At 62.1% G+C, this 26236-nt stretch carries 19 protein-coding genes; 10 read left to right on the plus strand and 9 right to left on the minus strand.

Annotated elements, in window-relative coordinates; translation table 11 throughout:
- The first annotated feature begins 7 nt into the window (after positions 1 to 7).
- The 10 genes from ACP7EW_RS02620 (at position 8) to ACP7EW_RS02665 (ending at position 13136) form a co-directional block, all read left to right on the plus strand.
- On the plus strand, positions 8 to 3139 hold the full coding sequence (locus ACP7EW_RS02620; protein ID WP_426215097.1) for a response regulator: 3132 nt from the start codon (positions 8 to 10) through the stop codon (positions 3137 to 3139).
- A 23-nt stretch (positions 3140 to 3162) separates the two neighbouring features.
- Entirely contained in the window at positions 3163 to 3810 is a 648-nt protein-coding gene (locus ACP7EW_RS02625) for a response regulator (RefSeq protein ID WP_025854954.1), read from the plus strand.
- A 193-nt stretch (positions 3811 to 4003) separates the two neighbouring features.
- Positions 4004 to 4609 (plus strand): fimbrial protein, encoded by a 606-nt coding sequence (locus ACP7EW_RS02630; protein ID WP_269131289.1) that lies wholly within the window; start codon positions 4004 to 4006, stop codon positions 4607 to 4609.
- 76 nt (positions 4610 to 4685) lie between these two features.
- Positions 4686 to 5417 (plus strand): fimbrial biogenesis chaperone, encoded by a 732-nt coding sequence (locus ACP7EW_RS02635; RefSeq protein WP_038849134.1) that lies wholly within the window; start codon positions 4686 to 4688, stop codon positions 5415 to 5417.
- Between the two features lie 50 nt (positions 5418 to 5467).
- Entirely contained in the window at positions 5468 to 7978 is a 2511-nt protein-coding gene (locus tag ACP7EW_RS02640) for a fimbria/pilus outer membrane usher protein (protein ID WP_426215100.1), read from the plus strand.
- A 768-nt stretch (positions 7979 to 8746) separates the two neighbouring features.
- Positions 8747 to 9022 carry a hypothetical protein gene (locus tag ACP7EW_RS02645; protein WP_426216415.1) on the plus strand — a complete coding sequence of 92 codons (276 nt, stop codon included), beginning with the start codon at positions 8747 to 8749 and terminating at the stop codon, positions 9020 to 9022.
- Between the two features lie 12 nt (positions 9023 to 9034).
- Positions 9035 to 9871, plus strand: a complete 837-nt coding sequence (locus ACP7EW_RS02650; RefSeq protein WP_426215102.1) for a 5'-nucleotidase, lipoprotein e(P4) family — start codon at positions 9035 to 9037, stop codon at positions 9869 to 9871.
- A 219-nt stretch (positions 9872 to 10090) separates the two neighbouring features.
- Positions 10091 to 10909, plus strand: a complete 819-nt coding sequence (locus ACP7EW_RS02655) for a transporter substrate-binding domain-containing protein (protein ID WP_038849547.1) — start codon at positions 10091 to 10093, stop codon at positions 10907 to 10909.
- The gene (locus ACP7EW_RS02660; protein WP_426215103.1) at positions 10906 to 11736 is read left to right on the plus strand and encodes an amino acid ABC transporter permease; all 831 of its coding nucleotides are present in this window, start codon (positions 10906 to 10908) and stop codon (positions 11734 to 11736) included. The genes ACP7EW_RS02655 and ACP7EW_RS02660 overlap by 4 nt, the downstream gene beginning before the upstream one ends.
- 26 nt (positions 11737 to 11762) lie before the next feature.
- Positions 11763 to 13136: an LLM class flavin-dependent oxidoreductase gene (locus tag ACP7EW_RS02665; protein ID WP_426215105.1), complete on the plus strand. Its 1374-nt coding sequence runs from the start codon at positions 11763 to 11765 to the stop codon at positions 13134 to 13136.
- Positions 13137 to 13149: 13 nt separating this feature from the next.
- Here the strand turns inward: ACP7EW_RS02665 and ACP7EW_RS02670 are convergent, their stop codons facing one another.
- From ACP7EW_RS02670 to ACP7EW_RS02710, 9 genes are all read right to left on the minus strand, one after another.
- The gene (locus ACP7EW_RS02670) at positions 13150 to 14760 is read right to left on the minus strand and encodes a dipeptide ABC transporter ATP-binding protein (protein ID WP_426215107.1); all 1611 of its coding nucleotides are present in this window, start codon (positions 14758 to 14760) and stop codon (positions 13150 to 13152) included.
- Entirely contained in the window at positions 14757 to 15611 is an 855-nt protein-coding gene (locus ACP7EW_RS02675; protein WP_426215109.1) for an ABC transporter permease, read from the minus strand. Before ACP7EW_RS02675 ends, ACP7EW_RS02670 begins: the two co-directional genes overlap by 4 nt.
- Entirely contained in the window at positions 15608 to 16558 is a 951-nt protein-coding gene (locus tag ACP7EW_RS02680) for an ABC transporter permease (RefSeq protein WP_426215111.1), read from the minus strand. Before ACP7EW_RS02680 ends, ACP7EW_RS02675 begins: the two co-directional genes overlap by 4 nt.
- Positions 16555 to 18129 (minus strand): ABC transporter substrate-binding protein, encoded by a 1575-nt coding sequence (locus ACP7EW_RS02685; protein ID WP_426215113.1) that lies wholly within the window; start codon positions 18127 to 18129, stop codon positions 16555 to 16557. Before ACP7EW_RS02685 ends, ACP7EW_RS02680 begins: the two co-directional genes overlap by 4 nt.
- The gene (locus ACP7EW_RS02690; RefSeq protein WP_426215115.1) at positions 18126 to 19469 is read right to left on the minus strand and encodes an LLM class flavin-dependent oxidoreductase; all 1344 of its coding nucleotides are present in this window, start codon (positions 19467 to 19469) and stop codon (positions 18126 to 18128) included. Before ACP7EW_RS02690 ends, ACP7EW_RS02685 begins: the two co-directional genes overlap by 4 nt.
- A 13-nt stretch (positions 19470 to 19482) precedes the next feature.
- Positions 19483 to 21927, minus strand: coding sequence for a TonB-dependent receptor plug domain-containing protein (locus tag ACP7EW_RS02695; RefSeq protein WP_426215117.1), 2445 nt, complete (start codon positions 21925 to 21927; stop codon positions 19483 to 19485).
- A gap of 6 nt (positions 21928 to 21933) precedes the next feature.
- Entirely contained in the window at positions 21934 to 22896 is a 963-nt protein-coding gene (locus ACP7EW_RS02700; RefSeq protein WP_426215119.1) for an ABC transporter substrate-binding protein, read from the minus strand.
- A gap of 9 nt (positions 22897 to 22905) precedes the next feature.
- A complete protein-coding gene (locus ACP7EW_RS02705) occupies positions 22906 to 23739 on the minus strand; it encodes a class II aldolase/adducin family protein (RefSeq protein ID WP_426215121.1) in 834 nt (277 codons plus the stop codon).
- Positions 23740 to 24789: 1050 nt separating this feature from the next.
- Positions 24790 to 26118, minus strand: coding sequence for an LLM class flavin-dependent oxidoreductase (locus ACP7EW_RS02710; protein ID WP_426215123.1), 1329 nt, complete (start codon positions 26116 to 26118; stop codon positions 24790 to 24792).
- Positions 26119 to 26236 lie beyond the last annotated feature (118 nt).

A 26236-nucleotide genomic window follows, 5' to 3' on the forward strand; every position in this document is an offset into this window, starting at 1 on the left:
GTCCTTGATGAAGCACAACAACGCGATCCTCGAAGCCTTCACCCGAAGCTCATTGCGCTTGAACAAAGGCCTGATGCTGATGTTCGGGGTCGCGTTGCTGCTGGCCCTCACCAACTACTGGTCGCTGCAACGGGGCGTCGATATCCGCTATGGCGCCATGCGGTTTCACTTCGCCCGACTGATGGAAAACCTGGCGCAGCAGGAAGCGTTCCTCAAGAACTTGGCGCATCCCGGCATCCAGGCCGAATTGTTGCGCGCCACCAACGTCCAGGTCAGCCTCAAAAGCCGTATGGTCGACACTCGTCGCACCTTGTACGAGGGCCAGAAGTACTCATTCTCGGTGCCATTCAGCGTGGCGTTCGATGAGCAGCGCGTGGGTGTCAGCGCCCGGCCGCGGATATTCGCGTTGGGCGCTCATCTCACCAGTTACTACAGTGCCTTTTGGTCCTCCTCGCCGTACGGGGCGCCACAGACGTTCGTGTTCAACCGCCAGGCGAATTACACCATTGATATCCCTGCCGTGGACACGCCGCCGGGGCGGGTCAACGCGGTGCAGGAAGCCCTGGCGCAGACGCCGCCGGGCCTGGAACCCGAGCGCGTGTACTGGCAGGCCGGGCCCGCGCCTGAGCATTTGCTGGCCTATATGGGTATTGCGCTCGACGGCCCGGACTCGGCTGTGGTCGGCACGCTGCTGGACCTGGCCCAGGCCGACGACGTACAGCGCGCGCTGGAGCGCTCTGCGTTTGATCGCATCACGTTGATTGCCCCTGACGGTCATCGGCTGATCGGACCGGAAGTCGTTGGCGCTCCGCTCAGCGACGGCGTGCACTTCACCTCGAACGGTTTCGTATTCAAGATTTCCCAGGCCGGTGACCAGCCCTGGAGCGCGATCTATGGCTTGAGTTACGCACGTTATTTCCACTACGCCGTGTGGCCGCTGAGCAGCCTGGCCTTGTTCCTGGGCAGCCTGCTGGCGCTGGGATGGGCTGGCAGCCGCTGGTATCGGCGCCAAGTGATTGCACCGGCACGCCTGGCCCACGAGCACATTGCCGAAAGCGTGGCGTTCAGCCGCGTGATCATCGACACCGCCCCCACCGGGTTATGCGTGGTGCGCCGCAGCGACGGCGAAGTGTTGATCGAGAACCAGCGCGCCCAGCAATGGCCGGGCACCGCACGCCTGGTCGCGGCCATGGCCGGCGCCCACGACAGTGCCGAGAGCGGCGAGACGCACCTGGAGATCGAAGGCCGTCACCTGCAGATCGGTTTCGTGTCCACACGTTATCAGGCGCAGGACGTGCGCCTGTATGCGTTCAATGACATCACCCGGCACATCGAGGATGCTTCGGCGCTGGAAGACGCACGCCGCGTCGCCGACGCAGCCAACGAAGCCAAGACCCTGTTCCTGGCGACCATGAGCCATGAAATCCGCACGCCTCTGTATGGCGTGCTTGGCACCTTGGAGTTGTTGGGCCTGACCGACCTGGACCCGCATCAGAAAACCTACCTGCACACCATCCAGCGCTCGTCCGCCACGCTGTTCCAGCTGATCAGCGATGTGTTGGATGTGTCGAAAATCGAGTCCGGGCAAATGGCGATCGAGGCCGTGGAATTCTGCCCGCTGGACATGCTCGAAGACACCCTGCACACCTACGCCGCCTTCGCCCAGCGCAAGGGCCTGCAACTCTACAGTTGCATCGACCCGCAACTGCCGGACAGCGTCATGGGCGACCCGCTGCGTATCCGCCAGATCCTCAATAACCTGGTGAGCAATGCGATCAAGTTCACCGACATCGGCCGCGTGGTGATCCGTGCCAGGGTGCGCGCGCACGACGCTGAGCAGGTGGAGCTGGAATGGCAGGTGACCGACTCCGGCGTGGGTATCGCGCAGGCACAGCAGGCCAAACTGTTCGATCTCTTTTACCAGGCGCCAGACACCGCAGGTGAAGGCGGTGCGGGCTTGGGGCTGCCCATCTGCCGGTGGCTGGCGCAGATGATGGACGGCCAGATCAAGGTCGTCAGCGAGCCCGGACTGGGCAGCAGCTTTACCTTGAAAATACGCTTGCCGGTGTGTGCCGCTGCGCTGACGAATCTGCCCCTGGTGGAACCCAGCACGACGCCGGTGTATGTGCAGGCGCCGGTGCGTGAATTGGCGCAATCGATGTGCGACTGGCTCAACCGCTTGGGCATTGCAGCCGCCGTGGCTGCGCCGACCCAGGAACCGGGGGCCCATCGCGCCGTGCTGGTGGATATGTTGCCCGATCAACCTGCGCGACCCTGGATCGGCCAACGCGTCATCTGCCTGCCGGGCGCCCACAGCCCACCCTTGCCGACTGAGCAGGGCTGGGTGGTCGACATGCACGATGTGCGGGCCATTGCCGCCACCGTATCCCTGGCGCAGCACGGCAAGCACGAACCACCACCGACGGCCCAGCCACAGAGCGCCGGACGGTTGGGGCTGCGCATCCTTGTGGCCGAAGACAACCCGATCAACCAGGCCATCATCAAGGAGCAACTGGAAGCGCTCGGCTGCTCGGTGAGCCTGGCCTCGAACGGCGAACAGGCCTTGCACCTGTGGCAACCGCAGGCCTTCGATTTGGTGCTGACCGACGTGAACATGCCCTTGATGAACGGCTACGAACTGGCCAGGACCCTGCGCGAACACGCGCCCCGCTTGCCGATCATCGGCGTCACGGCCAATGCCATGCGCGAAGAAGGCGTGCGCTGCCTGGCCGTCGGTATGAATGCCTGGCTGGTCAAGCCCCTGAGCCTGCAAACCCTGCGCGCGCAGTTGATCAAGCTGTGCAAGGTAGCACCGCCCACCGAAACCTTTGACGACACCGTGCACCTCTCGGACAAGATGCGCCCGCTGTTTATCAGCAGTGTGCAACAGGACCTGCTGTGTATTGGCGAAGCGCTGGAACAGCGCGATGCCCACCGCCTCGGCCAACGCCTGCATTCAGTCGCCGGTGCCCTCGGCGCGGTGCAGGCCAACAGCCTGGCCCAGGCCTGTATCGAGCTGGAAAGCGCACTTAACCGTGGCAGCCTCGACACTGCGCTGACGCTCAAGGTGAAGACGGTCATGCAACGCCTCTCGGCCGTCCTGGATACGCTCCAGCCCGGGCCCACTCCCCTCACTTGAACTGGCACTACGGACGGCCCCTTATGAAAACATTCAACGTGGTTATCGCGGACGATCACCCGATCGTGCTGCTCGGGGTGCGCGAACTGGTCGAGCGCGACACGCGCTTCCAGGTCGTGGGCGAGGCCGTCTGTTCGGCCGGCCTGATCGAGTTGCTGCAGCGCCAGGGCGCCGACATCGTGATCACCGACTACAACATGCCGGGCGACTCGCCCTACGGCGATGGCCTGAAGCTGGTGGAGTACCTGAAACGGCATTTCCCACAGGTGCAGATCCTGATCCTGACGATGATCTCCAACCACCTGATCCTCACCCGTCTGCAGGAACTGGGGGTGGTCGGCATCATCCAGAAAAGCCAGCTGCACACCGAGATCCAGCTGGCACTCAAGGCCATCGCCCAGCAAAGCGCCTATCGCAGCCTGGAACCGCCCAAGACGTCGGTGATCGAGACCCTCACCGCCATCGACGAACGCTTCTCGACGTTGTCACCCAAGGAGTTCGAAATCCTGCGTTTATTTATCTCGGGCATGAGTGTCAGTGATATTGCGCGCAGCCAGAACCGAAGTTCCAAGACCATCAGCGCACAAAAAATATCGGCCATGCGCAAACTTGAAGTCAGCAGCGATCAAGACCTCCTGGCGTATTGCCTGGCGCGTAATATCTTCAACTAAGCGGTCACTTAAAAGCCATTCAAGGACAATGGCTTCCCCTTTATCTACTGGTCTCAACCCCTCCATAAGTGCAACTAACCCTGCCTCTTAAGCGCTTATAAGAATCGTCTTATTCGCCCGCTAGCCCTCGCCTCTTACTATTTCCCGGCAGTTCAGAAACCGCACTTTCCAACTCACACTTATGGACATCATCATGAAGAAGTTTTCCCTGGCTGTTATCGCTTCGGCCATTCTTTGCGCCTCCGGCAGTGCATTCGCCGAAGAACCGGTCGCACCGAAGCCAACCCTCGGCGGCAGCGGCAAAATCACCTTCACCGGCGTGATCAACAACGACGCTTGCTCGGTGGACGGCGCCAACTCCGACCGCACCATTTCGGTAGACATGGGCAACGTCTCGATCAAGGACATGGGCACTGCCGAGAACCCAACTGCCGGCCGTGTGACCGCCAAAGACTTCAACCTGAACGTCAACTGCAACCAGGGCACCAAAGTCGCGATGATTTTTGACGCCAACAACGGTGGTTCGGGCCTGGTGACTGGCAAGAACGTACTGGCGCTGAACCCAGGTTCGGCCACCGCGCAAAACGTCGGCATCGCCCTGCTCGACAGCAAGGGCACGTTGATCGACCTCAGCTCGCCGGCCACCGCACGTATCGAAAGCACCATGCATGGCCAGGGCACCGAAGGCGGCGACGCCACCCTGAGCTTTGCCGCCGCCTACGTCACCACCGGTGCCGCCGGCGCATCGACGGCCGGTCGCGGTGACGCCACCCTGCCGTTCATCCTGCAATACGAATAACCCCGGCGCCCGAGCACCGAACGCGCGAGGCCCTGCGGCCTCGCCATTCTTTTTCTGATGACACCGGATAACCCTCATGCTGCCTCGTTCTATCGCCGTGGGCCTCGGGCTGCTGGGCATGCTCATGGCTGCCCAGGCCGCCGCCAGCATTTCATTGAATGCCACCCGTATCGTGTTCGATGGCGACCACAAAGAAGCCAACATCACCGTGCGCAACGGTAACCAGGATGTGTTGATACAGTCCTGGGTTGACCGCAACGATGCCAGCGGCAGCCGCGCGCCGTTCGCCGTTACCCCGCCGTTGGCACGGGTGTTTGCCAAGGAACAGCAACTGCTGCGCATCTTGTATGAAGGCGCCGGCATGCCCACCGACCGCGAGTCGGTGGTCTGGCTCAACGTGCAGGAAATCCCCAAGGCCAGCGCCGCCGAAAACACCTTGCAGTTGGCCATCCGCCAACGCATCAAGATTTTTTTCCGCCCTGCCGGCTTGCCTGGCAGTGCGTTGCAAGCCCCTGCCCAGCTGGAGTGGGCGCTGACCAAACGCGGCGCGCAAACCCTACTGAACGTGAAAAACCCGACGCTGTACCACGTGTCCATGGCCGACATAAAGGTGCAGGCGCAACTGGCCAGTGACTCCACCATGGTCGCCCCAGGCGAGGAAAAACAGTTCCCGCTGAACGCTCCGGTGGCCGCTGGCACGGTGCAGTTGTCGTTCTCCAGCATCAATGACTACGGCGCGCAGAACCATTACACCGCCGCCCTGGCGGGTGGTGTTGCCCACGCCACCGAGTCACGCCTCAAACCCTGAGCACTTCGCCTCACGCTTGCTCGCCCACCCGGGATGCCACAGGTCTTCGCATGTCTTTTCTTTCCAGCAACAGGTCCGCATGTGACGCACTGAAATTGAAGACGCTGTGGCTGGCGATTGCCGCCTGCCTGCCCGCCTGGGCCCTGGCCGACGAGGCTGCGCAGACCTTCAACACCACCTTCCTGCAGGGCTCGCAGTCACCCGTCGACCTGCAACAGTTGCTGTCGGCCAACAGCGTGTTGCCGGGCACTTACCGTGTCGACCTGTACAGCAACGAAGTGCTGGTGGGCCGCCGTGATATCGACTTCAAGCGCAACCCGCAAAACGACCAGGTGCAAGCCTGCCTGACCCTCGACCTGCTCAAGCAACTGCGGATCGACATGGCCCGCTTGCAAGCCCAAGGCAAAATCGACCCGCAGCAGCCGCAGGACTGCTACCCGCTGCCAGCACTGATCGAAGACGCCACGGTGCGCTACGACAGCAGCCGCCTGCGCCTGCTCGCAAGCATTCCGCAAGTGGCCATGCAGCGCGGGCTGCGCGGGTATGTCGACCCGCAGCTGTGGGACGACGGCGTGCCGGCCGCGTTCATCAACTATCAGCTCAACAGCAGCCGCACAGCCGGTGACTACGCCACGCGCATCGCCAATAACCTGGGCCTGCGCAACGGCATCAACCTGGGCGCCTGGCGCTTGCGCAACGAATCGAACCTGAGCGGCGGCACCGGGCGCAAGAACACCTACACCAGCAACCGTACCTACGTGCAGCACGACGTGACGGCGATCAAGGGCCAGTTCAGTGCCGGTGAGATTTTTTCCGACACCGACCTGTTCGACAGTGTGCGTTATCGCGGGGTCAAACTGGCCTCCGACGAAGGCATGCGTGCCGACAGCGAACGCGGCTACGCCCCGGTGATCCGTGGTGTGGCGCAGACCAACGCGACGGTGGAGATCCGCCAGAACGACTACATCCTCTACACCGCCAACGTCGCACCGGGGCCGTTCGAGATCAACGATATCTACCCCAGTGGCTCCAACGGCGACTTGCAGATCACCGTGATCGAAGCCGACGGCACCCGTCGTGTGACGATGCAGGCGTTTTCCAGCTTGCCGATCATGGTGCGTGAGGGGCAAGTCAAGTACAGCCTCTCGGCGGGCCGGTTCAATAGCAACACCGAGGGCTTGGCCACTCCGCGTTTCCTGAGCGGCACCCTGGCGTATGGCTTGACCAGCAACCTCAGCGGCATCGTCGGCTTGCAGGCCAGCGAAGACTACAACGCTTTGTCCCTCGGTGCCGGACGCAACACTGCGTTGGGCGCGGTGTCGCTGGATGTCACCCATTCTTCAAGCAAGGCCCAGGGGCAAACCACCCAGGGCAGCAGCGTGCGCGCGTTATACGCCAAGACGTTTGCCGGCACCGACACCAACTTCACCCTGGCCGCCTACCGTTACTCCACCGAGGGTTATCGCAGCTTCAGCGACCATGTCGAAGACATCAGCGACAGCATCCGCGTGCGCAGCGGCCATTCGAAAACTCGCACCGACCTCACCATCAACCAGAGCCTGGGGCGCAACCGCGAATTTGGCAGCCTGTATGTGAACGCCAGCGACCAGCGCTACTGGAATCGTGGCGGCTCGCAGAGTTTTTCCGCCGGCTACACCAGCAACTGGGGCAACCTGAGCTACAACCTCGGCGTGACCCGGACCAAGCAGATTGTCACGTGGGGTGAGCCGAGCAGTGACACCCAGGTGAACCTGTCCATCTCGTTCCCTCTGGGCAGCCAGGCCCGTGCACCCCGAGCGTTTGTCACCACCAGCAGCCAACACGGCGACACCACCACCCAGGCGGGCATCAACGGCTACGTCGCCGACGCCAGCGACACGTTCTACTCGGTACAGGCCGGGCACAGCGACACCATTGGCGATTCCGGCTCGGTGAACATCAACAGCCGCACCTCGGTGGCGGATGTGAGCCTGGGCTACAGCCAGGGCCAGGGCTATAACTCGCAGAACCTCAACCTTGCAGGTTCGGTGGTGGCACATGGCGGTGGGATCAACCTGGGGCAGACCGTCAGCGAGACCTTTGCACTGGCTGAGGTGCCGGGTATTTCCGGGGCGAAGATCAGCAGCTACAGCGGTGTGGAGACGGGTTACAACGGCTATGCGGTGATTCCAAACGCGCAGCCTTACCGGGTCAACTGGGTCAGCCTGGACACCCGAGACTTGGGCGGCGATGTGGAAATCACCAACGCCACCCAGCAAGTGGTGCCGCGTCGGGGTGCCATCGTGGTTGCACGCTACAGCGGCACCACGGGGCGACGGGTGTTGTTCGAGTTGTTGGATGCGCAGCATAAGCCGCTGGGGTTTGGGGCTTCGTTGGAGGACTCGACGGGCAAGCAGTTGGCGATTGCTGATCCGAATGGGAATGCGTTGGCGTTGGTGGGGGAGGATCAGGGGACGTTGGTGATCAAGTGGGGTGAGCGCAGTTGCAGTGCTTCGTATGCGTTGGGGGTGCAGAACAAGGCGTTGAATTATGAGCGGCAGGTGTTGGTGTGTCGGCCTTGATGTATTGAGTACATATCCGTTCTTTGGGTAACGGCTGAAATAGGTTCCGCCCTTACGGCGGCTCACTTTTGAAAAGCCGGAATGCCGGCCCAGCCAAAAGTAAGCAAAAGGCTCTTGCCCCAACACTCGGCACCTCGCCTAGGCTCGGTGTGCCCTTAATCCGACAGTGATTTGGGGGGCCGCCGCCACGCGCCATCCATGGCGCGGGGCGGCTAAACCGGCATCCCTGCCGGTTTACCCCCCAAATCCCTGCCGAATTCCGGCCAGCGTGTTTGACGGGGCGCCTAAGATCAAAATCAAAAACAAAGCCAGAGCCAGAGCCAGAGCCAGAGCCAGAGCCAGAGCTGAGTTGGATCTGCTTTTCTGTGGGAGCTGGCTTGCCTGCGATGGCATCAACTCGGTGTACCTGATGTACTGAGATGTCTGCATCGCAGGCAAGCCAGCTCCCACATTTGAACCGAGATCGGCTTGCAATACCGGTCGGCTCGAAGGCCGCCGCGGTTGTTTTTGATTTTGATCTTAGGCGCCCCGTCAAACACGCTGGCCGAACGCAGGCTTGAGTCCGTGGGTAACCCGGCAGGACGCCGGGTTAGCCGCGCTGGGCCAAGGATGGCCCATCGCGGCGGCCCACGGATTCAAGCCTTCGTTCGGGCACACCGAGCCTAAGCGAGGTGCCGAGTGTTGGGGTAAGAGCGCTTTGGTTACTTTCGCGCTTTTCGAAAGTGACCCGCCGTAAGGGCGGAACCAATATCCGCCATTACCGCAGCAATGGATATGTACACCACCACCACCACCACCACCACCACCACCACCACCCACATTTCGCCCGAGACCAGCGTCGAGAAACCGGTCCACTCTAAGGCCGCCGAGCTTCTGCTTTTGATCTGGGCCGCCCCGTCAGTGGACGACTACGCAGTGTTCGATGTGGCCGGCCGCTACACCACCAGAGTCGGCGATTACGATACTGTGCTGCACCTGACCGTCGACAACCTGTTCCTGGGAGCGCCGCGTACAGCGCGGTTATCCGCCACCGTCAATTTCTGAGGCTGAGTGTTTATGCGTAATCTGATTTACTCCAGTGTGTGCCTGCTCTCCACCGCCCTGGTGGGCTGCCAGCAACAACCGCCCGCCAACGATCAATTGGACGCGGTGCTGTGGACCCAGACCTCCATCGAGCACGAGCTGATTTATCGCCAGGTATTCGCCAGCGCCACCCGCCAGCTGGACACGGCCCTGGCCGACCCGACGTGGGACGCCTTGCCCTTGCCGCCACGCAACCTCGCCGGCCTACCGCCAGCAGTGGTGGTGGATATCGACGAAACCGTACTCGACAACGTGCCACTCAACGCGCGGGACATCCGCACCAACCAGGTCTACTCCTACGACCGCTGGAACACCTGGGTCGATCAGGCCAAGGCGCAGGCGCTACCCGGCGCCGTCGAGTTTTTACAGGCGGCTGACCAGAAGGGCATCACCGTCTACTACATCACCAACCGTGAACACAGCCAGGTCCAGGCCACCGTCAACAACCTGCGCCTGCGTGGCTTCCCGGTAGAACGCAACGAACAGGTACTGGCCGCCAGCACGCCGACCGGTCACTGCGAGCAGGCCGGCTATGGCAAGAACTGCCGCCGCCAATGGGTCGCCAGCCACGCCCGTGTGCTGATGCTGGCCGGTGATTCTTTCGGGGACTTCGTGCAAGCCGAACACAACACCCTGGCCGACCAGCGCAAAGCCGCCGCGCCGTACCTGGCGTGGCTTGGCCAGCGCTGGTTCCTGCTGCCCAACCCAACCTACGGCAACTGGTACAGCGCCCCCTATGGCGACCAGGAAAAACTGCCTTTCGAACGCAAGCGCCAACTCAAGCAACAGGCGCTGCACCTGGAAAACTAATGCTTGAGAGAACCCTATGTCGCCGCTGGAAATCGTCGCCGTTTTCTCAACATCGCCGGCGTCTGGCTCACCGCTCCACGGATGCGCTGATGCTGGCCTGGCAACGTGACTTGCGCGAGCAGGAACATATAACCAAAGCGTCGGTTTACAGCGTTTAATATCATTAAACATAAGTGCATCTATCGCGTTTAAATATAAAAAACCCGCTTGGATGCTTTTATGAACTTACGCACTGCCGCCGCCCTCAGCGTCACCCTCCTTTTGGCTAGCCCGGCCGTGTTTGCTGGGCAGACGCTGGACCGCATCACCCAATCCAGGCAATTGGTCGGCGTGTTGATGGAAAATTACCCACCGTTTTCTTTCCTCAACGAACAAAACCAGTTGGACGGCTTTGACGTCGATGTGACCAAGGCCGTGGCCGAAAAGCTCGGAGTGAAGCTCAAGCTGGAAACGCCCTCCTGGGAAGTCATTGCCGCCGGCCGCTGGAATGGCCGGTATGACGTGTGCATCTGCTCCATGACCCCCAGCGCGGCGCGCGGTCAAGTGTTCAACTTCCCGTTCGAGTATTACGCCTCGCCTGCCGTGGTGGTGGTCAATGCCGGTGACAACGCCATCCAGTCGGCGGTCGACCTCACCGGTAAAAAAGTCGGCGTGGGCAGTGCGTCCACCTACGAGGCCTACCTGGCCAAGGACCTGGTGATCGAAGGCGCCAGCAAGCCGATCGACTATCCGTTCAAGGCTGTACAAGCCGTGCCCTATGACAACGAAACCATCGCCTTCCAGGACCTTGCGCTGGGCACCGGCAAACGCCTGGATGCGATGGTCACCAACCTGGTGACCGCCAAGGAGCGCATCGAGCACGACCCACGCTTCAAAATCACCGGCGATGTGCTTTACGCCGAACCCAATGTGGTGGCCACCGAGAAAGGTGATCCGCAATGGGATGCCAAGCTGACCCAGATCCTGGCTGAGCTGAAAAGCGACGGCACGCTGGCGAAGATTTCCCAGAAGTGGATCGGCTCAGACATCACCCAATGAGTGTTTTCCCCACCCCACCCTCCACACTGAAACCGCCGCCGGTCAAACGCGCACGGCTGTCGTTCCGTGTTCGCCTCTGGCTGACCTGGGGCGTGATGCTGTGCCTGTTCACTGGGATGTTCCTGAGCTTCGATCTGCAGTTCGCTATCGTGGCGGCCAAATGGCAGAACCTGGTCGGTCTGCACCTGTCGCCCCAAGGCTTTTTGCAGGGTGCGGCGCTGACCCTGTTCCTGTGCTTCTGCTCGATATGGCTGTCGGTGGCCCTGGGGTTCGCCACGGCCCTGGCGCGATTGTCGAGCAGTGCGGTGGCGTTCGGTATCGCCAGTTTTTACGCCTCGTTCTTTCGTGGCACGCCGCTGCTGATCCAGATTTTGCTGATTTACCTCGGCCTGCCCCAATTGGGCGTCGTGCCGGGTGCGATCAGTGCCGGGATTATTGCGTTGTCGCTGAACTACGGCGCTTACCTGAGCGAAATCTTCCGTGCCGGTATCCTCGGCGTGTCCCAGGGCCAGCGCAATGCAGCCGCGGCACTGGGCATGAGCCGCGCGGTGACGTTCTGGCAGATCGTACTGCCCCAGGCCATGCGCACCATTATTCCGCCGACCACCAGCCAGTTCATCTCGATGCTCAAGGACTCATCCCTGGTCTCGGTGATGGGCGTGTGGGAGGTGATGTTCCTCGCACAATCCTATGGTCGATCGTCCTACCGCTATATCGAAATGCTCACCACTGCCGCCGTTATCTATTGGCTACTGTCCATCGGTCTGGAGCTGATCCAGGCGCGACTGGAGCGGCATTACGGCAAGGCTTATCTCCACGGGCGCTAGCCCTCTCTTTGTCTGCAGGAAGCACCATGTCCGATCCTACCCCACTGTTATTCGGCCTTTATGAACAAGCCAGTGTCGGCTGCGGCGGCGCGCCCAGCCTGTGGACGCATCCCGCCGATGAAAGGCTGGGGATCAACACGCTCAAGTACTGGTCGAACCTGGCTCGCACGGCGGATGAAGCCAACCTCGACCTGATGTTTTTCGGTGACGTGCTGGGCTTTTACGACGTGTTTGGCGGCTCCGAAGCCATGGCGCTGAAATGGGCGGTGGAAGCCCCGGCCAACGATCCGCTGACGATCATTCCAGCCCTGGTGACCCTCACCGAAAAGCTCGCTTTTGGCGTGACCGTCACCACCACCTACGAGCATCCGTTCACCCATGCCCGGCGCTTCAGCACCCTGGATCATTTGTCGGATGGGCGGATCGGCTGGAACATCGTCACCTCCTACCTGTCCAGCGCAGCACGTAATTTCGGCCTGGAGCAGATGATCAAGCACGATGACCGCTATGAACGCGCCGAAGAGTTTCTCGACGTGGTGTACAAGCTCTGGGAAGGCAGTTGGGCGGATGACGCGGTGATTGCCGACAAGCTGGCGCAAACCTACGCCGATGGCACACGGGTACGGCCGATCCAGCATGCCGGCGAACATTACCGCGTTGCCGGGCCACACCTGACGTCGCCGTCGCCGCAACGCACGCCATTGCTGATCCAGGCCGGCTGGTCGGCACGCGGCCGGCAGTTTGCGGCCAAGCACGCGGAGTTGGTGTTTATCGCCAAGTCCAACCCGCTGGAAATCCGCCAAGGCCTGGAAGACATCTGGCGCCAGGCCCAAACCCGTGGCCGACGGGCCGCCGATGTGAAGTCACTGACCGTGCTGCGTATCGTCACCGCGCCCACCGCCATCGAAGCACAGCAAAAATACGACGCCCTGCAAAGCAACTATCACCTGCAGGCACAGCTGGTGAGTTACGCCGGCGACACCGGCATCGACATCAGCCGCTACGCCGACAACGAAGCGCTGTCGACCCACACCGAAGGCATGACCTCCTACGTGATGAGGCCCGATGGCAGCGGCAAACCACTGACGGCCGGTGAAGTGCGCCAGCGCTTTGCCAATGTCACCCGTGGCAGCGACCTGATCCTGGTCGGCACCCCGGAGCAGATTGCGGAAAAGATCGAGGAACATGCGCGTATCTCAGGTACCAGCGGCTATATGCTCAACCCGCTGATCAGCCCTGGCTCGCTGAATGACTTTGTCGAGCACGTGATCCCGGCCCTGCAAAAACGTGGCCTGTACCGCACCACCGCGCAAACCGGCACGCTGCGCTCGCGTCTGAGCGTCGATGGCAGCGATCGCCTGCCACCCTCGGCCCATGGCGCGTCGTTCCGCTTTGCGTAAAGCCTGCGTGGGATCAGGTGACCTGCGCCACCCGTCCCGGAATATCCGCCAACAAACTGCGCGTGTAGTCAGTACCCGGTGCGCTGAAAATCTGCTCGCAATCGCCTTGCTCCACCACCCTGCCCGCGCGCATCACCACCACATGATCGGAAATCTGCCGTACCACTGCCAAATCGTGAGAGATAAACAGGTAGCTCAACCCCAAGCGTTCCTGCAACTGCGCGAGCAATTTCAAGATCTGCCCCTGGATCGACGCATCCAGCGCCGACAACGCTTCATCCAGCACCAGTAACTGCGGTTCCAACGCCAGCGCCCGGGCAATCGCCACTCGCTGCCGTTGCCCACCGGACAACTCCACCGGTCGACTGCCCAGCATCCGCGCCGGCAACTCAACCTGTTCCAGCAAGGTCGCCGCGCGCTGCCGACGCCAGGCGCGGTCGCCAAGGTCAAAGGCCTGCAGCGGCTCGTTGATGATCTGCTCCAGGCTCAACCGTGGGTTCAACGACGCATAGGGGTTCTGATAAACCACCTGGATCCGTCGTCGCAAGGCCAGCCAATCGCGACGTGAAACACGGCTGATGTCTTGCCCCTCAAACACCACACTGCCGCTGTCCAGCTGCTCCAACCCGAGAATCAACCGCGCGGTGGTGGACTTGCCCGACCCCGACTCACCCACCAGGCTGGTGGTGCCATGGTGTGGCAGGTGGAAGGACACATCCTCCACCGCCAACGGCGCCGGATGGCGCCAGGTGGAGAAGTCCTTGCGCAATCCCTGCACCGTCAACAACGGCGTTTGATCCGCTGGCACCCCACTCACTTGCCTGCGACGCTGCACCAACAGGCTCGGCGCCGCCTGCAACAGTTGCCGGGTGTAAGCGTGCTGGGGTGCCTGAAAGACCTGCCTGGCCTCACCGGTTTCGACGATACGCCCCTGGTGCATCACCAGCAGCCGGTCCGCGCGGTCCAAGGCCACGCCCAAATCGTGGGTGATCAGCAACACGGCGGTGCCGCGCTCGCGGGCCAGGTTTTGCAGACGGTCGAGGATCTGCCGCTGCACCCCCACATCCAGCGCGCTGGTGGGTTCGTCGGCGATCACCAGCGGGGGGTCATTGGCCAAGGCGATGGCGATCAGCACGCGCTGGCGCATGCCGCCGGACAATTGATGGGGATACCCGCGCGCCACCCGCTCAGCGTCTACCAGGCCAACTTCACGCAACAGGTCCAGGCTGCGTCGGCGCGCCAGCGGTTTGGGCACGCCATGCAGGGTCAGGGCTTCCACCAACTGCTGGCCGATGCGTTTCACCGGGTCAAGGGACAGCGCCGGATCCTGCGGCACAAACCCCACGCTACGCCCGCGAATGCTTTGCCACTGGCGTTCAGTGGCGTGGGTCAACGCCTGGCCCTCGAGAAGGATGCTGCCCGATTCGATCTGCGCATTACTCGCCAGCAAGCCCACCAGCGCCGCAGCGGTGGTGGATTTGCCGGAGCCGGACTCTCCGACAATCGCCAGGATCTCACCGGCCTTGAGTTGAAAATCGATACCCGCCACACCTTCCGTTCGCCCGTCTTGACCGTGGTAGGCGATGCGCAGGTTGCGTACGTCCAACAAGATTTGCTCGCTCATCGTGTCGCTCCTTGATCCTGTTGCAACGCCCGCGCCAGTTGGTTGGCCGACACCACCACCGCCGCCACTACCAGGCCCGGCAGGCTGGTGTACCACCAGGCGGCAATCATGTAGTTGCGCCCTTCGGCCACCAACAGGCCCCATTCGGGTTGCGGCGGCGGTGCGCCAAAACCAAGAAAGCTCAGGGCCGAGACCGACAACACCGCACTGCCAAACTCCAATGCGGCCAGTGCCAACACCGGCGCGCTGGCATGCGGCAGGATATGCCGGCCGATGAGGGTCCACGGCCCCACACCACAGGCAGAAGCGGCCTCGACAAAGGTACTGGCGCGCCAACGCAGCACCTCGCCGCGCACCAGGCGCGCGAACGTCGCCACCGACGACAAGCCCACCGCCAGGGCAATGTTCACCGTTCCAAACCCCAGCACCGTGATCACCGCCATGGCCAGCAACAGCGCAGGGATCGCCATCAGCACTTCCACGCAGCGCATCAGCACGGCATCGACCCAGCCGCCGAAAAAGCCGGCCAGCACGCCCAGCACAATGCCGCTGAACAAGGCGATCAACACCGCCAACAACGTCGCGCGCAATGACAGGCCAGCGCCATACACCGTGCGGCTATAGAGGTCGCGCCCAAGATGGTCAGTGCCAAACCAATGGGCCGTGGACGGGCTTTGCAAGGCGTTGGCTGGCACACCGAGCAGCGGATCGAACTGCGTGAACAGCTGCGGCCATAAGGCCCAGCCCAACACCAGCAGCAACACGATCACGCCCAGCGGCAGCAGCGGACGCCTGCGCAGTACGTTGAAATAACGCGGCCGTGGCAACACGGCAGTCAAGGCAAGGCTCATCGTGCAGCTCCGCGAATACGTGGGTCGAGCAGTGGGTACAGCAGGTCCACCAGCAAGTTGACGGTGATAAAGATCAGCGCCGCCAACACCACCACACCCTGCACCACCGGGATGTCCTGGCTGCTGACCGCGCCTTGGGCCAGGCGCCCGATACCTTCGCGGGAGAACACGGTTTCGGTGACCACGGAACCGGCCAGCAGCGAGCCGACAATCACCCCGCTCAGGCTGAGGATCGGAATCACGGCGTTGTGCAGCACATGGGTCAACAGCACACGCAAGGGGCTCATACCCTTCGCGCGCAGGGCGTCCACAAAGGGCAAGCGCGAAGTGGCGGCCAGCGAGCGCGCCAGCACCTGGGCAATCACGGCACTGGTGGGAATGGCCAGTGTCAGCGTGGGCAGAACCAACGAAGCGGGGCCCTGATTACCCATCGCCGGAAACCAGTGCCAGCCAAAGGAAAACCACTGCAACAGCAACAATCCCACCCAAAACGTCGGCAGCGACACCGCTACCGCCGGCAACCCGAGCAACACATCCCGCAACCAGCGCCGGCGCGTCAGGCTGGCAACCAGCGCCAGCCCCACGCCCAACACCAACGACACCAGCAATGACACCAACGCTAACGCCGCCGTCTTCGGCAGCGCCTCGGCCAACGACGCCGACACCGGCTGGCCACTCTGAATCGAGTCACCCAAATCCAGCTGTACCGCGTGCCACAGCGCGATGCCGTACTGCACCACCAGCGGCTCGTCGAGGTGATACTGCGCGCGCAGTGCTGCCACTTGCTGCTGATTGACGGTGGTCTGCTCGCCGTTCTGATTGAGCATGATGCTCACGGGGTCACTGGGCAGCGCGTACAAAATCACGAACGACAGGCTGAACGCAGCCCATAGCACCAGCAGCGCCTGCCCGCCCCGGGCCAACAGGTAGAACCCCGCGCCCTTCATGGCTGCAACCAGGTGTCGAAGAATTGCAGCCGCGATGACGCTTCGTAATGCAGGCCGTGCACGTGCTTGCCATGGGCCAGGACGGTGGCCAGTTCCACCAGCGCGATCGCGTGACCGTCGCGCAGCAACCGCTCACTGGCCTGGTCGATCAACACCTGGCGCTTCGCGCTGTCGAGGGTTTCGGAGGACTCGCGCAACAGGCGATCGACTTCGCTGGGTTCACGCTTGTTGATGTTGTAGCCCTGCGCGTAATACACCGTACGCAGTACGTCCGGATCGGCGCGTGTAAGGTTGAGGAAACGCACGCTGAAATCACCACTGGCCTGGATTGCCGTGACCTGGCTGATGGTGGATTTATTCAGCTGGAAGTCGATGCCCACGCCCTTCAACTGCTGCTGCACGAGTTCCAGGATCGGCGTCTGCTGCCAGTAATCCAGGCGAAACGACAAGCGCTTGCCGTCCTTGACCCGCACCCCATCGGCGCCCACCTGCCAGCCCGCGTCATCCAATAGTTTGCGTGCACCTTCGGGGTCGTAGGCCAGCAGGCTGGAGAGATCGCGGTACAGCGGCGTGCTGCTGGCCAGTAATGCGGTGGCGGGTTTCTGGTAGCGCGAAATGATGCGCTGCAACTCGGCTCGATCAATTGCCTTGCTCAGCGCCTGGCGCACCTTGATATCGGCGAACAACGGTGTCGACTCATTCAGCGCCAAGTTGAAGACCACCCCCGGATTGGCACGGGTCAGCAGCACCAGGCCCTGGCCTTCGATGCTCGGTTCATCCTGCGGCGCCACGCTGGTGTTCACCTCGATTTGCCCGGACGCCAGACTGCCCAGGCGCACGCCGGATTCGGGAATGATCAGGAATTCGATGCCGTCCAGCCACGCCTTGCCCTTATGGGCCGCCAGGGACGAACCCCAGGCGTAGTCTTCACGACGGGTCAGCGAGACCTTCTGGTTATGCACAAACGACTTGAGCACAAATGGCCCCGAGCCGACCAATTGGCCCTGGCAGCGGTCGCCGGAAGGCAGCGCCAGGTTCGCCGGCGACAACAGCCCCAAGGTCATGGTCGAAGTGGCTTGCAGGAATTGCGCATTGGGTTGTTCGAACTCGACGACCACGGTGTGGCTGTCCGGCGTGTCGATGCGCTTGAGCCCAGCCAGGTAGGTCGAGCCCAGGATCGACCGCGCGCCCAACGCCACAATGGCGTGCAGGTTGGCCTTGACCGCCGCCGCATCCACCGCCGCGCCGTCACTGAACGTCGCGCCCTGACGCAACACAAAAGTGAAGCGCCGCGAGTCTGCATCCACGTCCCAGCGTTCGGCCAGCCACGGTACGATTTCACCCGTGACCGGGTCCTGGTCGGTCAAGGAGTCCACCAACTGCCGCCCCACATTCAGCGCCGTGTTGTTACCCGCCTGCTGCGGGTCGACACATTGCGGATCGCCGTCCAACGCCACGCGCAGTGTGCCCCCGCGCTGAGGCTTGCCGGCTTCGGCCTGGGTGACCTGGTCGGATGGCCCGCCGCACGCCGCCAGCAACAGCGCCAGCATCGCGACTGAAAGCGGCTTCATGAACGCGCCCCTTGATGACGGTTGGTGATGTACGGCAAGCCGAGATTCTCGCGCAGCGTCTGGCCCTGGTATTCACGGCGGAACAAGCCCCGGCGCTGCAACTCCGGCACCACGCCGTCGGCAAAGTCGGTGATGCCGTGATGCAAACCGGAGAACATCACGTTAAAGCCATCGGCGGCACCGCGTTCGAACCACTCCTGGAAGTCATCCGCCACGCTTTGCGGCGTGCCGATGAGGATGCGATGCCCACCGGCCGTGAGTTTGTTGAACAGCTCACGCACGGTCGGGCGTTCGCGGCGGATCAGGTCGAACACCAGTTTCTGCCGGCTTTTATGGGTGTTGGTGTCGAACTGTTCGGGTGGCAACGGCACCAATGAATCGAATGGCAACTCCGACAGATCGAAACCCAGGCTGGTAAAGCGCGAAATGGAACTGAGGAAGGCTTTCGGGTCTTGCAGCTCCTGCAATTGGTCGTACTTGGCCTGGGCTTCGGCCTGGGTGCGACCAATCACGGTGGACACCCCCGGCAGCACTTTCAGGTGCTCGGGGTTACGCCCCAAACCGGCGGCGGTTCGCTTGATCTCCTGGTAGAACGCCTGACCCTGCTCCACCGTGTGTTGAGCGGTGAAGATCAACTCCCCGGCCCGCGCTGCCAGACGCCTGCCGGCATCGGACGAGCCGGCCTGGGCAATCACCGGATAACCCTGCACCGGACGCGCAGCATTGAGCGGGCCTTGCACCTGGAAGTATTTGCCGTGGTGGTTGAGCACCTGCAACTTGTCGGTATCCAGCCACTGCCCGGACGCTTTGTCCTGGATAAACGCGTCGTCGGCCCAGCTGTCCCACAAGCCGGTAACCACGTCGTAGAACTCTTCGGCACGCTCATAACGGTCGGCATGCCTGATGTGGCCGTCGCGGTTGAAGTTCTCGCCGCCGCCCAGGGAAGTCACCAGGTTCCAGCCCACCCGGCCACCGCTGAGGTGGTCGATATTGGCGAACTTGCGCGCAATGTTGTACGGCTCGTTGTAAGTGGTGCTCGCGGTGGCGATCAAGCCGATACGGCGCGTCGCCAACGCCAGCGCCGGCAGCAGCACCAAGGGGTCCCAGCGCACACTGTTGGGGCCGCGCGCCAGGGCGAGCGGGTCGAGGTCGACGTTCACCGTGTCATTGAAGAACAGCGCATGAAAACGCGCGGCCTCCAGTTTTTCGGCGATCCAGCGGTAGTGCTCGAAGTCGCGGAACGAGTCGCTGGCCGCACTCGGGTGGCGCCACGCGGAACCCATGATGCCGGCACTGGGGATGAAGGCGCCGAGCAGGATTTGTCGGTCTGGTTGGCTCATGTCGCAGTCCTCATCAGAAAGCGTAGGTGGCGCGGGTGTACCAGAACGCACCGTAGGGATCGAACGGCGAGATGCTGCCGAATTTCGGAAAGCCGTTGATATCGCCTTGGGGGAAGGCGTTGTTGTCGGCCTTGACGTTGAGGATGTTGTTGGCGCCCACCGCCAGGTTCAGTGCTTTGGTGAAGTTGTAGGCCACTTCCAGGTCGGTCAGCCATTTAGCGCCGTAGGTCACGTCATACGCGGGGTTGGTGTCGCGGGCGATGACCTTGTCGTAGCGATTGACGGAGGCGTTGATGTCGAAATCGTCGACCTTCCAGTTGGCACTGAGGATCAGCTTGGTCTTGGGGTTGGCCACGGTCAGGTAACCCTGGGCCACGCGGTCGAACAGCACCAGGCTGCTGCCCACGGCAGTGAGGGCGGCCGGCGTCGATTTGATGCTGTCGATCGTGGTTTTGTTGTAGTTGGCTGCCACACCATATTTGACGGTACCCAGGGCGCCGTAGTCGACGCGGTAGTCGGTGACCAGGTCGATGCCGCGGGTGGTGGTGTCAGCGGCATTGGTGAAGTACTTAACCCGGTAGCCGGGACGGTAACCGTTGGCCTGCAATATCTGGTCGACGCCGCTGCCGAACAGAAAGCCGGTCTGGGCGATGCGGTCGCTGATCTCGATCTGGTAGGCGTCCAGGGTGATGTTGGCTTCCGGCACAGGCTTGTACGCAAAGCCGATACTGATGTTGCGCGACTTCTCTGGCTTCAGGTCTTCTGCGCCAAGGGCCTGGGCCAGCGGCGAATCGACGCGCACCGACTTGGCTTCGACGAATTGCGCGACACCATTGACGGTGGTGTATTGGTTGGCGGTCTGCGCATACACCGACTGCGACAGCGACGGTGCCCGGAAGCCGTTGCTGAGCGTGCCGCGCAGGGCGAATTCCGGGGTGAAGTCATAACGCAGCGAGAGCTTGCCGCTGCTGGTGTTGCCCGAGCTGTCATCGTAATGCTCGAACCGTCCCGCCACGCCCACGTAGAATTTTTCGGTAGGGTTGAGCCCTACGTCCACATAGCTGGCGTAGCTGTTGCGGCTGGCCTGGCCTTCGTCTTCCGGGGTCAGGGTGATCGCGCCCTGGGCACCTACCGCGCCGGGTTGCCCCGCCAGTGGGCCGCTCGGGTAAACGTAACCGCCATTGAGGTAGGACAGAGGGTTGCCGGACTCGGTCTTGTAGCGCTCATGCCGGTGTTCAAGGCCTGCCGACACCTGCAATGGCTTGCTCAAGCCGACTTCAAAGGCGCGGGTCAGGTCGAGGTTGTTGGTCCACTGGTCGAAGTAGTTAGTGTAGGTGGTGAAGTGCGTGGGGCTCGACGGGCCGAGGGAAGCGTTGAGGGTCTCATCCGCGCCGGCCACCCCTTTGTCACGACCAAACGTCGAACTGAGGTCCCAGTTCCACTCGGCGACTTTGCCTTTGCCCCCGGCGGCGACTTGGTAGTCGGTCTCGCGCAGGGTGTAGAACGGCGCGGTGCCGTCGGGGTAGATCGACGCAATGATGTTGGTCGAGTTAGGCCGCCGGTAGTTCTGCCCGCCCCGCGCATCACGGTTGCTGAGGGTGGAGAACGAATACAGGGTGACATCGTCCAGCGGCAATTCGGCGTTGTAGGCGACGTTGATCGCCTTGATTTTCGGCAGGCCGTTTTTCTGCACATCCTTGTCGTTGGCCTCGCGCGGATCGGCGGAGCCGTCGGGCTGGCGATAGTAGAACGCGCCGGTCGCATCCCGCGCGCGCACGGCGGTCTGCTGGGACTTAGCGTCCAGGGACAGGTTGAAAAAGCCGTCGTTGGGCAGCGCAAAACCATTGTTGAGGGTCTGGCGAATAGTGCCGCCATCACCCTTGGTGTACTCGCCGTAGGAGGTGCTGACCGAACCGCCATTGTCGTTCTGCTTGAGGATGATATTGATCACCCCGGCAATCGCATCCGAGCCGTATTGCGCCGAGGCGCCATCGCGCAGCACTTCAATATGGTCGATGGCGCTGACCGGGATCATGTCCAGGTCCACCGGGTTGGTGCCGTAGGCCGCCGTCGAGTCGAGGTTGATCACCGCGCTGTTGTGACGGCGCTTGCCATTCACCAGTACCAGCACATTGGAACCGTTGAGCCCGCGCAGGCTGTAGGGCCGCGCGATGCTGTCGTTGGACGTGCCAGAGGGACGCTGGGAAAACGATGGCAGGGTTTTCTGCAAGGCGGTGCGCAGGCTGCTGGAGCCGGTTTTTTCCAATTGCTGGGCGCTGATCACATCAATCGGCGACGGGCTGCTGGTGACGGTGCGCGCCTCACTGCCCCGGGAGCCCGTGACGATCACCGTGTCGAGCGTGTCATCAGTGGCGGCGGCATAGGCAGGCAACAGGGTGAAGCTGGCCAGCATCAGTGGGGCGAGTTGCAACGTAGAACGGTAGGCAATGGATTTCATGGCAGGTCAACTGTTCAGAATAGGGTTGAAGTCGTCACGCCACAGCGGTCGTGCATCGACGCGTTGGCGGATCAAATGGTTTTGGTAGAACAGGTCAGCCACCTGTTGCTGGGAGTGAAGGGTGTCGGCATCGGTGCCCACCAGGCGGGCGGGTCGGCTGCGCTGCTGGAACTGGCGCAGGTACAGGGCGCGATCGATACCGGTCAGCGCTTCACTGCGCTCGGCCCAGCGTTCGGGATGGGCGTTGACCCAGGCCCAGGTGGCTTGCTCACGCCGCAAGAAATCGCCTACCTGGCTGCGGCGTTGAGGGTCGGCCAACACCTGTTGCGTGGTCGCGATCACGTAGTTGCCGGAGTAGTAGCGGCTGACGTCCGCCAGCAGCTCGCCCTCCATTTGGCTGGTGGCCTGCAACGCGCTGATGCCGCCCGTGGCGATGGCATCCACATGACCGTTGCGAAACGCGGTGAGCGCGTCCTGCATGGGCAGCGGCACCGCCGTCACGTCGGCCAGGGACAGGCCGTTCTGATGCAGCAGGTTCAACACGAAATAGTGCGTGTTGGTAGCCCGCACGTAGCTGATGGTCTTGCCTTTGAGGTCCTGGACCGTACGAATGCCACTGTCCTTTTTCACCACCAGGCGGGTGTCGTTCTGGTCGCCCTGGTAGACCGCCACCAGCGCAATCGGCACCTGGGCAATCGAGGCGAAAATCGGTGGGATCTCGCTCATGAATGCATAGTCCAAGTGACCACTGCGCAACGCTTCCAGCACCAGGTTGCCGCCGCTGACATCCACCCATTCCACCGGGTATGGCGTGTGCGCCTGACCGGCGTCGGCGAGAAAAGAGGCCGCCGTGCCTTTGTAGCGCCACACACGCAGCGGTTCGACAGCCTCGGCCTGACGCCCCAGCAGGGCACCGGCCGCAAGAACACCGCTGGCCCGCAGCAATTGCCGACGAGAGAGGGAATGCATGGGCGCGCCTCAGTTGAACAGGTCGGGTTCTTCGGTGCGGATCTGATCCCACAACGGCAAGAAGTTGAGCCAGGCGAAAAACTCGTGCCGCGCCTTGTCGAGCCCCTCCTCCCAGGCATCCGGCGCAGGAATCAGCGGCGTCCCGGCCGAATGCGCCAGCAGGTGCACACGGGCGGTATCTTCGGCGAGGATAAAACGCCACGCGGCGCTTTCCACGGTCTCACCGGTGACCCACAGGCCGTGGTTCTGCCACACCAGCAGGTTGTGTTGGCCGAAGGTCTCGACAAAGGCCTGGCTGACGATGTCGCGATCCTGCTCCAGCGCCCCGCTGGCGGTGCGCAAGGCGTGGCGCTGGAAGATCACCTGGTCGCCCTGAAACGCGCCGGACTCGGCGGTGATCGGGTCGAACAGGCGGCCCAACGACGACCAGACCCGGCCATGAAAACCGTGGAAATGAGCGATGCCCACCACCTCCGGGCGCGCCTGCTGCAGGTCGTGATGCAACTCCAGGGCGCTGGTGTTCAGTAGCCCTTGGCCCTCCACCACTTGGCCTTGGCTATCGACCCGCAGCAAGTGGGAGACCGTGATTTGCGAGAACGGCACGCCCAAAGGGTTGATCCAGTAATGCTCCGGGTGCACCGGGTCACGGGCGGTGAAGTGGCCCGCTACACCCACTTCGAAACCCAGGCGCCCGAACAGACGATAGGCCGCAGCGAGGCGTTGTTTGCGGTGCAGGCGTTCCTGCAGGGGATCGTCGTGCTTGGGCACGGCGCGCAGGGCCAGGCGGTTGTTGTCGTAGGGCAAGGTGTAGATGGTTTGCGGGAATAGCTCGGCGTGGCTCATGACGGGTGCATCCTGATCTTTTTTTAGGCGAACGAGACCGTGGCTCGGCGGGACCGGCAACGAAAACGCAAGGACGGTGTGGCGGTGGGGAAAGCGGTCAGGTCGTCATGATCAGGGGGGCCCTCGCAGGTGGGTGTGGTCAGTGCTCTCCTCCACCATGCGAGGGGTCGGGTCGAGTGTGGTGTCTCTGTACTGAAAGGTATTCGTCTAAGAAACGCCTGTAAAAGTCTTTGTAGTCATATGCTAATAATCAGGTTTTTTTAATATGATTGGCTTATATGATGAGGTAATTGCATTTTTAGATGAGGGGTGGATCCGTTTTTTGGGTAACGGCGGCTTATGGTTCCGCCCTTACGGCGGGTCACTTTGGAAAAGAGACGGAATGCCGGCCCAGCCCAAAGTAACCAAAGGGCTCTTGCCCCAACACTCGGTACCTCGCCTAGGCTCGGTATGCCCGTAATCCGACAGTGATTTGGGGGGCCGCCTAAGATCAAAATCAAAAACAAAGCCAGAGCCAGAGCCAGAGCCAGAGCCAGAGCCAGAGCCAGAGCCAGAGCCAGAGCCAGAGCCAGAGCCAGAGCCGATTGATATCTACCTGATGTAGGAGATCAAAATTGTGGGAGCGGGCTTGCTCGCGAAAGCGGTGGATCAGTTAGAGATGCAATCGCTGACACGCCGCCTTCGCGAGCAAGCCCGCTCCCACATTTGAAACTGAGACTGGCCTCCAGAAACCGGTCGGCTACCAGGCCGCCGCGCTTTTGCTTTTGATCTGAGGCGCCCCGTCAAACACGCTGGCCGAACGCAGGCTTGAATCCGTGGGTAACCCGGCAGGACGCCGGGTTAGCCGCGCTGGGCCAAGGATGGCCCATCGCGGCGGCCCACGGATTCAAGCCGGAGTGAGGGCACACCGAGCCTAGGCGAGGTGCCGAGTGTTGGGGCGAAGACCTTTTGGTTACTTTTGGGGCGTTTGCCAAAAGTGACCCGCCGTAAGGGCGGAACCATAAGCCGCCATTACCGCAAAAATGGATATGTACACCCCCCCGCCACTTCCTAAGCCACCCGCCCCACCGCATACCGATTCACCGGCACTGGCAACCCCAAATGCCCACGCAACGTGCTGTGACTGTACTCACTGCGAAACAACCCCCGCTCCCGCAACAACGGCAATACCTGATCGGTAAACCGCGCAAAATCCTCCGGCGCGCCCACGTGGATATTGAACCCATCCACCGCACCCTCCACAAACCAACGCTCGATCTCATTCGCCACGGTCTTGGGCGAGCCGACGAAACTGGAAAACGGCTTGGCAAAGCGCAACGCCGCCTGGCGCAACGTCAGCCCCTGTTCACGAGCAACCTGCTTGATGTTCTCCGCATGCCCGCGATACCCGTTACTCCCCAAGTCGCCCAACTCCGGAAACGGCTCATCCAGTGGGTACTGGCTAAAGTCGTGGTAATTGAACGGCCGCCCCAACTGCACCAGCGCCTTACCAAGATCCAGCTCGCCATTGCGTTCACGATCAATGGCCTGCGCCTGTTCATCGGTGTCCGCAATGATCGGCGAAATACCCGGCAGGATGGTGACGTGGTCAGGGTTACGCCCAGCGGCGGCGGTGCGTTTTTTGATGTCGCTGTAGTACGCCTGGGCATCTTCGAAATTGCCCACACCGGCGAAAATCCCTTCGGCATAATTCGCCGCCAGGCTGCGCCCGGATTCGGAGATACCCGCCTGGAAAATCACCGGTTGGCCCTGGGCCGAACGGGCAATATTGAGTGGCCCGGTGACCGAGAAAAACTCGCCGTGGTGATCGAGGCGGTGTTGGCGTTGCGGGTCGAGGAACACTTTGGCTTGCTTGTCGCGCACAAAGGCGTCGTCTTCATAGGAATCCCACAGTCCCTGCACCACGTCCAGGTGTTCGGCCGCGCGGCGATAGCGCTCGGTGTGGTCGATGTGTTGCTCACGGCCAAAGTTTCCCGCCGCGCCTTCCAAGCCGGTGGTGACCACGTTCCAGCCGGCGCGGCCGCCGCTGATGTGGTCCAGGGACGCGAACTGCCGCGCCACGTTGAAGGGTTCGGTATAGGAGGTCGTGAGCGTCGCCACCAGGCCGATTTTCGAGGTCGCCCCGGCGATGGCCGAGAGCAGCGTCAAGGGCTCCAGGCGGTTGAGAAAATGCGGCGCGGAATCCGGCGTGATGTAGGGGCTGTCGACGATGAACACCAGGTCGAACTTGGCCGCTTCGGCCTGCTGTGCCTGGGCGCGGTACCAGTCGATATCCACACTCGCATCGCCAGGGATTTGTGGGTGCAACCATTCGTTTTGTGCGGTGCCGACGCCGGTGAGAATGGCGCCGAATTTGAGTTGTCGAGGTGAGATGGGCATCAAGGTATTCCTCCGTGGATGGCCGCGGTGGCCGGTGGAGAATGACCTTAATGCCCGTAGGCAGGGCTTGTGAAAGGCTTTGTAGATCTATGCTAATTATTAAAATTAATGATCTCTA

Origin of the sequence: Pseudomonas sp. DWRC2-2 (assembly GCF_049897885.1) — a bacterium.
GTDB lineage: Bacteria > Pseudomonadota > Gammaproteobacteria > Pseudomonadales > Pseudomonadaceae > Aquipseudomonas > Aquipseudomonas azotoformans_A.